9 protein-coding genes are annotated in these 12485 nt (G+C 50.9%); 5 read left to right on the top strand and 4 right to left on the bottom strand.

Translation table 11 applies throughout. The features are described 5' to 3' along the window. The first annotated feature begins 16 nt into the window (after positions 1-16). The 3 genes from AABJ99_RS20490 to AABJ99_RS20480 all read left to right on the top strand — a co-directional run bounded on the left by AABJ99_RS20490 (position 17) and on the right by AABJ99_RS20480 (position 3430). Positions 17-1459, top strand: coding sequence for an N-acyl-D-amino-acid deacylase family protein (locus AABJ99_RS20490; RefSeq protein ID WP_001605451.1), 1443 nt, complete (start codon positions 17-19; stop codon positions 1457-1459). A gap of 9 nt (positions 1460-1468) precedes the next feature. After that, a complete protein-coding gene (locus AABJ99_RS20485) occupies positions 1469-1858 on the top strand; it encodes a RidA family protein (RefSeq protein WP_000023754.1) in 390 nt (129 codons plus the stop codon). A 102-nt stretch (positions 1859-1960) separates the two neighbouring features. After that, positions 1961-3430 carry a sodium:solute symporter family protein gene (locus tag AABJ99_RS20480; protein WP_039020399.1) on the top strand — a complete coding sequence of 490 codons (1470 nt, stop codon included), beginning with the start codon at positions 1961-1963 and terminating at the stop codon, positions 3428-3430. A gap of 9 nt (positions 3431-3439) precedes the next feature. Here AABJ99_RS20480 and AABJ99_RS20475 read toward each other — a convergent pair whose 3' ends face one another. Beyond that, positions 3440-4303 (bottom strand): MurR/RpiR family transcriptional regulator, encoded by an 864-nt coding sequence (locus AABJ99_RS20475; protein WP_039020398.1) that lies wholly within the window; start codon positions 4301-4303, stop codon positions 3440-3442. 181 nt (positions 4304-4484) lie between these two features. Here AABJ99_RS20475 and tsr point away from each other — a divergent pair, with 181 nt between their 5' ends. Next, a complete protein-coding gene (gene tsr / locus AABJ99_RS20470; RefSeq protein WP_039020397.1) occupies positions 4485-6140 on the top strand; it encodes a methyl-accepting chemotaxis protein in 1656 nt (551 codons plus the stop codon). A gap of 47 nt (positions 6141-6187) precedes the next feature. Here tsr and lgoT read toward each other — a convergent pair whose 3' ends face one another. Both lgoT and lgoR read right to left on the bottom strand, forming a co-directional pair. Then, positions 6188-7549, bottom strand: coding sequence for an MFS transporter (lgoT, locus tag AABJ99_RS20465; protein WP_000410144.1), 1362 nt, complete (start codon positions 7547-7549; stop codon positions 6188-6190). 214 nt (positions 7550-7763) lie between these two features. Beyond that, the gene (gene lgoR / locus AABJ99_RS20460; protein WP_000091572.1) at positions 7764-8678 is read right to left on the bottom strand and encodes a GntR family transcriptional regulator; all 915 of its coding nucleotides are present in this window, start codon (positions 8676-8678) and stop codon (positions 7764-7766) included. A 138-nt stretch (positions 8679-8816) separates the two neighbouring features. Between lgoR and lgoD the strand changes: the two genes are divergently transcribed. After that, complete coding sequence (gene lgoD / locus AABJ99_RS20455) at positions 8817-9842, top strand: L-galactonate oxidoreductase (protein WP_000106034.1); 1026 nt, start codon at positions 8817-8819, stop codon at positions 9840-9842. Between the two features lie 134 nt (positions 9843-9976). Here the strand turns inward: lgoD and opgB are convergent, their stop codons facing one another. Then, a complete protein-coding gene (opgB, locus tag AABJ99_RS20450; protein WP_039020396.1) occupies positions 9977-12268 on the bottom strand; it encodes a phosphatidylglycerol--membrane-oligosaccharide glycerophosphotransferase in 2292 nt (763 codons plus the stop codon). Between the last annotated feature and the right edge of the window lie 217 nt (positions 12269-12485).

The raw sequence follows: 12485 nt of genomic DNA, 5'->3' as shown, positions 1-12485 counted from the left end.
AAATGGAGTGACGAACATGCAGGTTGACTGGTTAATCAAAAATGTGACCGTTATCGACGGTAGCGGCGGCCCTGAATTTCGCGGTGACGTGGCAATAACAGGTGATCGGATTGTCGATATTGCCCCTGCGCTTAACGTTACGGCGCAGCAGGTCATTGACGGGGAAGGGCGGGTGCTGGCACCAGGGTTTATCGACGTTCATACCCATGACGATATCAACGTTATTCGCATCCCGGAATATCTGCCAAAAATCAGCCAGGGGATCACCACGGTGATTGTCGGTAACTGCGGGATCAGTGCGGCGTCGGCGAAAATGAAAGGCGAAGTTCCTGACCCGATGAATCTGTTGGGGGAAGCAGAGCACTTTATTTATCCTACCGTTGAAAGCTATGCCCAGGCAGTGGAAGCAGCAAGGCCGTCACTGAACGTTGGCACGCTGATTGGTCATACGGCACTGCGTAATAACCATATGGACGACCTGTTTCGCCCGGCGACGGTGGATGAAATTGCCGCTATGCGTGCCGACTTACGTCTGGCGTTGAGTCAGGGGGCGCTGGGGTTAAGTTCCGGGCTGGCCTATGCCACAGCATTTCAGGCGACTACCGAAGAAGTCATGGCGCTGGCGGAAGAATTAGCCGGTGAGAAGGGCGTTTATACCACCCATCTGCGTTCTGAATTTGAACCGATTCTCGATGCCCTGGATGAGGCGTTTCGTATTGGGCGTCATGGCAAAGTGCCTGTCGTGGTTTCCCATCATAAATGCGCCGGGGCGAAAAACTGGGGGCGGACAAAAGAAACGTTGGCCTTTTTTGACCAAATGCGTCAACACCAGGAAATTGGCTGCGATGTCTACCCTTACTCAGCCAGCTCTTCAACGCTGGATCTCAAACAAGTCACCGACGAATTCGATATTGTGATCACCTGGTCACAAACGCATCCGCAGCAGGCCGGGAAAACACTGGCACAAATCGCCATCGACTGGCAGATGAGTATGCTGGAGGCCGCGAAGCTGCTAATGCCTGCCGGGGCTATCTATTACAACATGGACGAGCGCGACGTCCGCAGAGTATTGAGTTATCCAGTCAGTATGATTGGCTCTGACGGCCTGCCCAATGATCCCATGCCGCATCCACGTTTATGGGGCGCCTTCCCTCGCGTGCTGGGCCACTATTGCCGTGATGAAGGCTTATTCCCACTGACCACGGCTATCCACAAAATGACCGGGCTTTCTGCCAGCCGTTTTCGCCTGCCCCAGCGAGGACTGGTGAAAGTCGGTTATTTTGCGGACCTGGTGTTGTTCGATCCACAAACCATTCGTGATGTTGCCAGCTTTTCTGATCCCAAACGCCCGGCAGATGGCATTGAGGCGGTGATGGTGAACGGCGTTATGAGCTATGGTCGCGATAAACATATTACAGGCCGTGCGGGACGCTTCCTGCGCCGGCAGACCTCACATTAAGGAGTGAATATGAGCATTAAACGTTACGGTACGGAAGGTGGAACAGGCACTGGCGGGCAGCATTTGCCTTTTGCCAGGGCGGTTGAGGCGGGCGGCTGGCTGTACGTCTCCGGGCAAACACCCATGAAAAACGGTGAAGTGGTAGAAGGCGGAATCGTTGAACAGTCACGACTGGCGATCCAAAACTGTGTCGACATCATGACTGAAGCCGGTTATAGCCTGGCGGATGTGGTTCACGTGAAAGTGATCCTGACCGACGCCCGCTATTTCCAGTCATTTAATAAAGTATTCAGAGAATTTTTTGGCGAGAATCCGCCTGCACGTATTTGTTGTGTGGCTGATCTGGTTGTCGATTGTAAAGTCGAAGTCGATGTGACCTGTTATAACGCGACCCGCTAATAAATTTAAGAATTAAAAAAACAGACCGCAATTGAGTGCTGAATACATTCAGCACTCCGGGAACTCTTACATTATTCTCTCTCTACTGGCAGGATGTGAATTATGAACAGTCATATCTTTTTAGTCGGCTTTATTATTTATGCCATCGCCATGATTTGGCTTGGTTGGTTTGTTTCTCGTAATCAGAAAAACGGAGAAGATTTTCTGCTGGGCGGGCGTTCGCTGCCGCTGTTTCTGACGCTGGGGTCAACCGTTGCCACGATGGTTGGCACTGGTTCCAGTATGGGCGCAGTGGGCTTTGGCTACAGCAATGGCTGGGCCGGAATGCTTTATGGCGTCGGTGGGGCCGTAGGTATATTACTGGTGGCGTGGCTGTTTGCACCGGTACGTAAATTACGTTTTATGACCATGAGTGAAGAAATATCTTATTATACTGGCGGCAGCCATTTAATTAAAAATATTGTCGGCCTGATGATATTTATTGCCTCTATTGGCTGGCTGGGGGCGCATATATTAGGTGGCAGTATGTATCTTGCCTGGGCGACGGGTATTGATCTTACTGTGGCAAAATTAATTATCGCCTTAGCCTTTGCGATATACGTTATTATCGGCGGTTATTCGGCGGTAGTGTGGACAGACACTATTCAGGCCCTAATTCTGTTCTTTGGCTTTATATTAATGGCTATTCTTGCCGTGGTTCACGTTGGCGGCTGGAGTGCGATTGAGCAGGCGATGGACCCAAAAGCGATGAGCCTATTTGCGATTGATAAAATGGGCGTGCTGCCTGCGCTTTCGCTGGCACTGGTTATTGGTGTCGGCGTACTGGCCACACCATCTTATCGCCAGCGTATTTACTCGGGAAAAGACGTTCCCTCTGTACGGCGTTCATTTGTTATTACTGGCGTGTTGTATCTGTTCTTCTCGATTCTGCCTGCCATTATCGGCATGGCGGCGTTCACCATGAACCCAAATCTGGAAAACAGCAACTACGCCTTCTTGTTCGCGACCAGCTTCTTACCTGCCATTCTTGGGCTGGTGGTGCTGATTGCCGGGCTTTCTGCCACCATGTCTTCTGCCAGTTCTGATGCCATTGCGGCAGTGGCGATTATGATGCGCGACGTCTACACCATGATTACCGGCAGAATGCCGCCGGAGGACAAGGCCATTACTTACTCACGCTGGATGTTGACCTTTGTTATTGGCCTGGCGCTGGTCTTTGCTCTGACCTCTAATGATATCATCAGCTACATTACCAAAATGATTTCGATGCTGATGTCCGGGCTGTTTATCTGCTCGATTCTCGGTCGCTTCTGGCTACGCTTTAACTGGCAGGGCGCGCTGGCGGCGTTAGTGAGCGGTATGGTGATGTCAATTGTGGTGCTGATGAATGCCGACTGGCTGGCTTACTGGGGTAACCCGTGTATTCCGTCAGTGCTGGGCAGCCTGGTCGCTGGCGTACTGGTGACGTTGGTAACGCCAGCAAGTCAGGTCAGCCGGGAAGAAGCTTTGGCTATTATCACCAATGAGCGTGAAAACCAGAGTGTCGTGATCACCAAACCTGAAGAAGCATAACCGACAATGCTAATCGCCAAGTGGCTGGCGGTTAGCGCCCCCACGGTGGCTGTCTAACACCAGTTTTATCCGCCGCAGGCGATCTTTCGCCTGCGCTTTATTTGCCATTGCCAGTTCCGTTGCCAGTACATCGACCATGGCCAACATCGCGTAGCGGGAAGGCGTGGGTTTAAAGATGTAATCACTCTCCTGAACCAGCAGCGGCAATACCAGATCTACCTGTTCTGCCAGCGGCGTTTGTGCTGGCGTAATGGCAATAACACGCGCGCCATACTGACGGGCGATTGCCGCACTTTCGATGATTTCCGGTGTATAACCGCCCAGCGACAGCACAATCACCACATCCTGCGGCATCACTGCCGAGCACATCATTCTCATCATCAGGGCATCATTCTGACTGACCACCGGTAGCCCCAGACGGAATAAACGGTACTGAATCTCCTGTGAACAGATAGTGGAACCGCCGCCAGCTCCTAACGCAAGAATTTGCCGCGCCTGACTTAACCAGCTTACAGCCTGGCTGATGGCATTCATATCCAGCGAACGACGATGCGTTTCCAGCACGCTAATAATCGCTTCGTAGATCCCCTGAACACCGTCAAGATCCGGTACATCGAGAATAAACCGCTGCCCGACAGCCAGTGACTGCGCCAGTTTGACTTTCAGCTCGCGGACATCTTTGCACCCCAGTGCACGGGCAAAACGCGTCACCGACGCCTGACTGGTTTGCGTTAACCGTGCCAGCTCAGCAATTGGCAGTTCCACCGCGGCGGGGACATCATCAAGAATAAATTGTGCGATACGCTTTTCAGTGGCTGTTAACGCCATAAACCGTTCGGTAATGCAGGAGATGATATCGATGCTATAAGCCATAGGAGTATCACTGGTTCGAAGAAGATTGATACTTTGTACCATAAACTGCCGCTATAGAGTGTGACCCTCACAAAAAACGCAAGTTTGCTGCAACAAAAGCAGTGCCGACGCTTTTCCACAGCATAAAGTTTTCCACCACCAGGCCGACAACCAGTGTATCTGTCTAGTGGAAAGAGAAACCATGTTAAAACGTATCAAGATCGTGACCAGCTTACTGCTGGTTTTGGCCGTTTTTGGCCTTTTACAACTGACATCAGGCGGTCTGTTCTTTAATGCCTTAAAGAATGACAAAGAAAATTTCACTGTTTTACAAACCATTCGCCAACAGCAATCCACGCTGAATGGCAGCTGGGTCGCGTTGTTGCAGACGCGTAACACCCTCAACCGCGCAGGTATCCGCTACATGATGGATCAGAACAATATTGGTAGCGGTTCAACCGTTGCCGAGCTGATGCAGAGTGCCAGTATTTCGCTGAAACAGGCGGAAAAAAACTGGGCGGATTACGAAGCATTGCCGCGTGACCCGCGTCAGAGCACCGCCGCAGCGGCAGAGATCAAACGTAATTACGATATTTATCACAATGCGCTGGCGGAACTGATCCAACTGTTAGGTGCAGGCAAAATCAACGAATTCTTTGATCAGCCGACTCAGGGATATCAGGACGGTTTCGAGAAGCAGTATGTGGCTTACATGGAGCAAAACGATCGGCTCTATGATATCGCTGTCAGCGATAACAATGCCTCCTACAGCCAGGCGATGTGGATTCTGGTGGGCGTGATGATCGTCGTACTGGCGGTCATCTTCGCCGTCTGGTTCGGTATTAAAGCCTCGTTGGTAGCGCCAATGAATCGCCTGATTGACAGCATTCGTCATATTGCAGGTGGCGATCTGGTGAAACCGATTGAGGTGGATGGTTCTAATGAGATGGGGCAACTGGCAGAGAGTTTGCGCCATATGCAGGGAGAGCTGATGCGTACCGTCGGTGATGTGCGCAACGGGGCCAATGCTATCTATAGCGGTGCCAGCGAAATCGCCACCGGTAATAACGATCTTTCTTCGCGCACTGAGCAACAGGCCGCTTCGCTGGAAGAGACGGCAGCCAGCATGGAGCAACTGACCGCAACGGTGAAACAGAACGCCGAGAATGCGCGTCAGGCTAGCCATCTGGCATTAAGTGCTTCCGAAACGGCTCAACGTGGCGGCAAAGTGGTTGATAACGTGGTGCAGACCATGCGCGATATCTCCACCAGCTCGCAGAAAATCGCCGATATTATCAGCGTAATTGACGGCATTGCCTTCCAGACCAATATTCTGGCTTTGAACGCGGCGGTTGAGGCTGCGCGCGCGGGTGAGCAAGGGCGCGGTTTTGCGGTGGTTGCGGGAGAAGTGCGTAATCTGGCCCAGCGTAGCGCTCAGGCGGCTCGCGAAATTAAAAGCCTGATTGAAGACTCGGTGGGCAAAGTGGATGTTGGCTCTACGCTGGTCGAAAGCGCCGGGGAAACCATGGCAGAGATTGTCAGCGCTGTGACCCGCGTGACGGACATTATGGGCGAAATTGCTTCGGCTTCTGATGAGCAGAGCCGTGGTATCGATCAGGTTGGCTTAGCGGTTGCTGAGATGGACCGGGTAACTCAACAGAACGCTGCGCTGGTGGAAGAATCTGCCGCTGCCGCCGCCGCGCTGGAAGAGCAGGCCAGTCGCCTGACCGAAGCTGTGGCAGTGTTCCGGATTCAGCAACAGCAGCGTGAAACATCGGCTGTGGTAAAAACCGTGACGCCAGCTGCGCCGCGTAAAATGGCCGTGGCAGATAGCGGAGAGAACTGGGAAACGTTTTAATCGCCATAAAATGCCCGATAAGCAAAATGTTATCGGGCATAGGGAAATTAATCTTTACGTGGGTCGTTGATCGGCTGACGAACCAGGAAGATGTATGCCAGTGCACCCGCCGCGGTGACGCAACCGCAGATGATTAGCGCCAGACGGAATGAGTGGGTGGTATCGACAATAAAACCAGTAATGATCGGCGCGAAAGAAGCGCAGATGAAGCTGGCAAAGTTCTGGATACTGCCCACCGATGCAGTCATGCGAGAAGCGACAGCGACATGGATCAATCCCCAGCAGGATGTTCCAGCAAAGTGAATGCAGAACAGTGCCATGCCAATCAGCAGAACCGCCGTCATGGATGTTGTCGCTTGCGGTACGACCAGCGTAAAGGCGGCAGAACAGAACATCCCGGCAATAATGCAGATCTTACGGCTTTTAATCGGAGCCATTCCCCCTTTGACCAGCCAGTCGGTAACGTAACCGTTGACCAGCATCCCGGCAGCCCCAAACAGGAAAGGGATAGCCGCCATCAATCCTGTGCTTTTTAAATCCAGATTATAGGCTGTTTGCAGGTAACCAGGAAGCCAGGCCAGATACAGCCACGCAGTGTAATTGATGCCACTGAATCCGAGCATCATTCCCCACATTGTGCGGTTACGGAACAGGCTGCGCCATTCAGCAAAACTGAGTGGATCACGGCGGGCATTGACGCTACCGGCATTGAGATAGGCTTGTTCAACGGCAGTCAGTTCTACGTGCTCGCGGTTGCGATAGAGCATATACCAACCGATGGCGAGAAAAATACCCAACACACCAATGGTAATAAACATCCCGCGCCAGCCCATCACCAGCATCATCGCCGCCAGAATCGGTGGGCTTACGGCAACGCCAATGGTAGAAGCTGCGTTGAAGAAGCCCATCGGGCGTCCGCGCTCTTTGATGTTGAACCAGTCGTTAATGACTTTTACACCGCATGGGTTCATCGGCGCTTCACCAATCCCCATACCTATACGCACCAACACGAACTGCGTAAAGCTGTGCACCATGCCAGACATTGCCTGGAACAGTGACCAGAAGAACATCCCCAGTCCCAGCATCAGGCGCGGGCCTTTACGATCCAATAGTGGGCCGCAAGGAAGTTGCGCAATCCCGTAAGCGAGTGAAAACACGGAGAGCAAAGCGCCGATTTCGGTGGCACTTAATCCCAATTCTTCACGAATCGTTAAATTTGCTACCGACAGTGAACTGCGGTCGAGATAATTGATTACCGCCGCAAAAAATAATAACAACATGGCGGTGGTTTGAATGCGTTTAATTCGGGTACTGCGTTGAACTAATCCATCTGGTGGCACGGGAATATCTGCCGACGAAGATGGAGTAAATGAAGAACGCGGATCGAGGGTGATATTTTCTTTTTCCACGCCGGACTCCTGTATTTATAATTTTAATTGTTTACGTAATTGTGCATTACGCAAGGTTGACATTAACGGCAGGTAAAAGTTTTAGGACTTTACTACCGCTCACAAAAACATTTTTAGTCGACTGATTGTGAGCATAGGTAAGCGGGAATTTTCCGGTATTTATCTTTTGATAAAACCGTGCACCCGCTAATAGTTTGCTGTTTTTAATCCGTACTTAATGAGCATAACGCGTGTTCTCATTAATGGATCGAATCATTGATTGTTTAGCTGAATTCAAATGGTTACGGAGCGCAAGGGTGGCATCCAGGTCACTGCGGCAAATCAGAGCGCTGAGAATGGTCATATGCTCATCGACGGCAATGATATTGCGCTGTTTAAGATCGCTTTCGTCCCATTGATAGTGAAAATGAAAGATGACTGAGATGATCTCAAGCGATTGATCAAAAAAGATATTATCGGCAGCTGAAAGCAGTAAGGAGTGAAAATCTCTGTCAAGTTGCGAGAACATGCGGAAGCTATTGCCGATGTTGTCACGCAGTAGCCGATGACGTTCGAGCATGGTTTTCGCCTGCAGCCAGCGGGGATCATGATCAGGCAGGTTGAGAAAGTGCTGAAGTGAATGAGTTTCGAGCATTTCGCGTAGCTCAAACAGCTGCTCGGCGTAGGATTGATCGAATTGCTTCATGCTCCACTGGCCGCGCTTTTCGCTCTGAATAAGATTATAACGACCGAATTTTAAAAGATATTCTCTTACTACAACCGGGCTGACACCCGCGGCCCGAGCCAGTTGCAGTTCAGAAAAAGTTTCCCCTGGGCGTAACTGGCGCTGGTTTATCATCGTGAAAAAAGCCTGCTCAAACACTTTGTTTTGTTCACTCATTGAAGCGGTAGTACAGGCGAAACCGTCATCATGGTCAGGTTTACGCGCAATAACATAGTCGTTTCCAACCTGCGTCAAGACGCCGCATTCGCGTAAGTGGCTGAGAATATGGCGCACTGTGGTGCGGCTGATGTTGTACATTTCCGCCAGCGCACTTTGCGATGGAAGTGGGGAAGGGATGTGACCCCGCGCCATATCATCAATGACCTGGTTAATCACATTGTGGCGTAAATTTTGTGAGCGACTCATATTTTCCTCCTTGTGAGTCCATTAAAACCCGATTTAAAACATTTTTATGCGTGTGTTTTCACAAAACAGATTTTCCGTTCCGCTGCCATTTTTCATTTTCATTGATATCTAAGGCAACAAAAAATGGAGAGCCGAATCATGTCTACGATGAATGTTTTAATTTGCCAGCAGCCGAAAGAATTAGTCTGGAAACAACGTGAGATACCTATTCCGGGTGACAATGAAGCATTAATAAAAATTAAGTCTGTCGGGATTTGCGGTACCGATATTCATGCCTGGGGTGGAAATCAACCATTTTTTAGTTATCCACGCGTTTTAGGCCATGAAATATGTGGGGAGATTGTTGGGCTGGGTAAAAATATTGCTGATCTTAAAAATGGTCAGCAAGTTGCTGTGATCCCTTATGTTGCCTGTCAGCAATGCCCGGCATGTAAAAGCGGTCGAACCAATTGCTGTGAAAAAATTTCAGTCATTGGTGTGCATCAGGATGGTGGTTTTAGTGAGTATTTGAGCGTGCCGGTGGCGAACATTTTGCCCGCAGACGGTATTGACCCGCAGGCGGCAGCATTGATTGAACCTTTCGCTATTAGCGCACATGCGGTGCGTCGTGCAGCCATTGCTCCCGGCGAGCAGGTGCTGGTGGTCGGGGCGGGGCCAATCGGTCTGGGCGCGGCGGCAATCGCTAAAGCTGATGGCGCACAGGTGGTGGTGGCGGATACCAGTCCGGCACGCCGAGAACATGTGGCAACGCGTCTGGAGTTGCCCGTGCTGGACCCGTCAGCCGAAGATTTTGACGCGCAGCTGCGGGCGCAGTTTGGTGGTTCGCTGGCGCAGAAAGTGATCGACGCGACAGGTAATCAACATGCGATGAATAACACCGTAAATCTGATTCGTCACGGCGGCACGGTGGTATTTGTCGGTCTGTTTAAAGGTGAGTTGCAGTTCTCCGATCCGGAATTCCATAAAAAAGAAACGACGATGATGGGCAGCCGCAACGCCACGCCGGAAGATTTCGCTAAAGTCGGTCGACTGATGGCGGAAGGAAAAATCACTGCCGACATGATGTTAACCCATCGCTATCCGTTCGCCACGCTGGCAGAAACCTACGAGCGCGATGTGATTAACAATCGTGAGTTGATTAAGGGTGTAATTACTTTCTTATAAGGCGAGATTATTAAAGTTGCCATGCAGCGTCCGGGGAAGTGTTGGGCGCTGTTTTTTTTGTTTCTTAATAATGTGTTGTGAGCCGGAGAAGATGTGTAGGTCGCACTTTATGCGACCTACAAATCAGTCAGGAATTACCCTTCACGTTCCACCACTTTAATTTCCACCATGCCGATCCCGAGCTTACGCGGCGAGTGTCCGAGGATATTCCCTTCGTTGGTTGAGACAGGTTCCGGCGGCACAATTACCAGCGTGTTGGCATCGGTTGGGTTATCGAAATGCAGCGTGGTGGTGGTTACTTCATTGCCCAGCACAAGGGTTTGTTCTTCATTGCCTACGCGTACCGGAATAGGACGGCTGGCGTTATTGCCGTATGCTTTGGCGGTAATCACCAGGTCAAATTTCTTCGGCAGCGGATGCTTGTACTCGATTTTTACTTCGTCGCCCAGCTGAGCGTTGGACCAGCGGCCCCACGACTCTGGACGGGAAATCCCGCTAAACTGTTTCACCTCTTCTGGCGCACCGGCGACGTTGAAGATGAAACTGTCGGCTTTGTAGCGAATATCGTTATCAACAATCTTCAGCGTATCGACATTGCCTTTGTAACGCGCCATGTCGATGACCGTATCTTTAAATGCTGTTTTGCCCTTCCATGTTGTTTTGTCAACATGCTGAACAATTTGCTTACCGCCAAGTTGGCCCTGCGAGACACACCAGTCGGTGGAAAGTGCCAGTTCCGGAGCCCAGAGTTGTGCCATCTTGTAGCAACGGTCAACCCAGACGAAATTGTCGCGTGGAGCAAAATCGGCCAACTGGAAACGCAGTGGTGCTGAGTATTCACTTTCCGGCAGCGGTTCCACGCGCTTGTCTGAAACCCGCAACAGCAGCGGCAAACGGAAATGGCTACCCGAGAAGGCAATCATGTTTTTCTGCTGGTCGATGGTGAACTCTTTCATCTCTTTAGGGAATTTCCACAGGCGGATGATATCCGGCTTCCATGCCAATGTTTTCTCTTTGATATTGAGGAAGATTTCCGACATTGACTGCCCGGATAAACTGCTACGACCAAGTCCGAGATAGTTATCGCCACCGAGAATGTCCAGCACCGTCGCGCCGTTATCCATCGTATTACGCTTCACCGCCAGCGTTTCTTGCTGCGGCTTGTCGCCACGAATGACGAAAAACAGATTATTGCGATCTTGCTTATTGAGGTATTTCCACGCCGTGTTGTTCATCGCTAAATGGTCAGACGAGACAACGATAACGGTATCCTTAAACCACGGTGACGCTTTGATTTTGTTGATAAACGTTGCGATGTTCTCCTGGCTGCAACTTACCGCACTGAATGACTGATTCGGCTTACCGTCAAAATCATATTTTTTGCGGTTACAGGTACGCGAGATAAAACCATCCGGGTGATGGGTATCGACTGTCAGGGTAAACAGTGAGAATCGCTGACCAGAGCGGGAAAGCTCTTCAAACTTTTTCCACGCTTCATCCAGCACGGTATCGTCGTAGAATCCCCAGTCGTTGCGATAGTGTGGGTCTGCCACCACGCTTTTCAGCTCTTCTGAGCCATATAAATGGTCGAAGCCGTGCGACTTCAGGAACACATCTTTACCGGCAAAACGCAGATTCGCGCCCTGCACGAAATAGTTCTGATAACCCGAGTTCTTCAGGATATCGCCCAGGCAGATGTTCTGTGGGAAGAAGCTGGAAACAGAAGCGGAGGCGTTGCCTTCAAAGGGAGCAAACAGCGGAATGCCGCACTGAGAAGCCACCATGCCTGCAATCGTGTAATCCGTTCCCGGCAGCTGCTGCGTATGGCTGAAATCCAGTCCTTCATTTTTCAACGCGCCCAGTTCAGGCGTGAGATCCGGGAAAGCTTCGTTATCAAAATAGGTTCGCTCGAGACTTTCGCCGTAGATATAAACCAGGTTGAGTTTCGGGTCAGGGATAGTTTTCGACGGCTCTTTATAATAAGCCGCAAAGTCCGGGTCGCCGTCGCGTGACTGGGATTTCACCAGTTCCGTTATCTGACGAAATGCCGGGCTGGCATCCACTGAACCCAGCGCCAGTAAGAGTGCCAGCAGGCTGTAACCAAAATGGTGCGGATGATGACGACGACGGCGCAGGATCCAGCCCAGCGCACCGAACACCGCCGTAAGCCCCAGCACAATGCCGATACCCGGCAGAATGTATTTGCTGACACCAGCACCGGTCAGGCTGTTGGTTAAGGTATAGAGAACCGCGTCGTTAATACCATCACCAGTAAAATAGTCGCTGGCAAACAGGGTGATATTTAAAACGACAAATAGCCCCAGCACCGTTAACGTGGCTGCAAACCACCAGGTGTTACGTCCCGCTTTCCATGCGTAAATCAGCACAGAGGCGAGAAAAAGGGCGAAAGAGAGTAGTTCTGACAACGGGCGATCCTCACTAAACCGGGCCGTTTAGCCAACGTTTAAGCTTTTTGAGAAACACAATGTAATGGCGTCGCCATATTGCTGCAATTCTAGTGTCAAAAAAATGCGATGTTGTTAGGAATTAGTTTATAAACAGACTTTTTTGATTACGGTCGCTTCCCGTGTAACAGGGGGAAAACCGTCCAGGAGCAGGGAAAAGGGCAGGAGAGAGCCGCGT

The organism is Escherichia coli (assembly GCF_036503815.1).
GTDB classification, from domain to species: Bacteria; Pseudomonadota; Gammaproteobacteria; order Enterobacterales; family Enterobacteriaceae; genus Escherichia; species Escherichia coli_F.
Note: the sequence above shows the minus strand (reverse complement) of the source record. Positions and strands in the feature narration are given on the sequence as shown.

Excerpts from the sequence above, each read along its gene's own strand:
- AABJ99_RS20490 (WP_001605451.1), top strand. The coding sequence starts at position 17 with ATGCAGGTTGACTGGTTAATCAAAAATGTGACCGTTATCGACGGTAGC.
- AABJ99_RS20485 (WP_000023754.1), top strand. The coding sequence starts at position 1,469 with ATGAGCATTAAACGTTACGGTACGGAAGGTGGAACAGGCACTGGCGGG.
- AABJ99_RS20480 (WP_039020399.1), top strand. The coding sequence starts at position 1,961 with ATGAACAGTCATATCTTTTTAGTCGGCTTTATTATTTATGCCATCGCC.
- AABJ99_RS20475 (WP_039020398.1), bottom strand. The coding sequence starts at position 4,303 with ATGGCTTATAGCATCGATATCATCTCCTGCATTACCGAACGGTTTATG.
- tsr (WP_039020397.1), top strand. The coding sequence starts at position 4,485 with ATGTTAAAACGTATCAAGATCGTGACCAGCTTACTGCTGGTTTTGGCC.
- lgoR (WP_000091572.1), bottom strand. The coding sequence starts at position 8,678 with ATGAGTCGCTCACAAAATTTACGCCACAATGTGATTAACCAGGTCATT.
- lgoD (WP_000106034.1), top strand. The coding sequence starts at position 8,817 with ATGTCTACGATGAATGTTTTAATTTGCCAGCAGCCGAAAGAATTAGTC.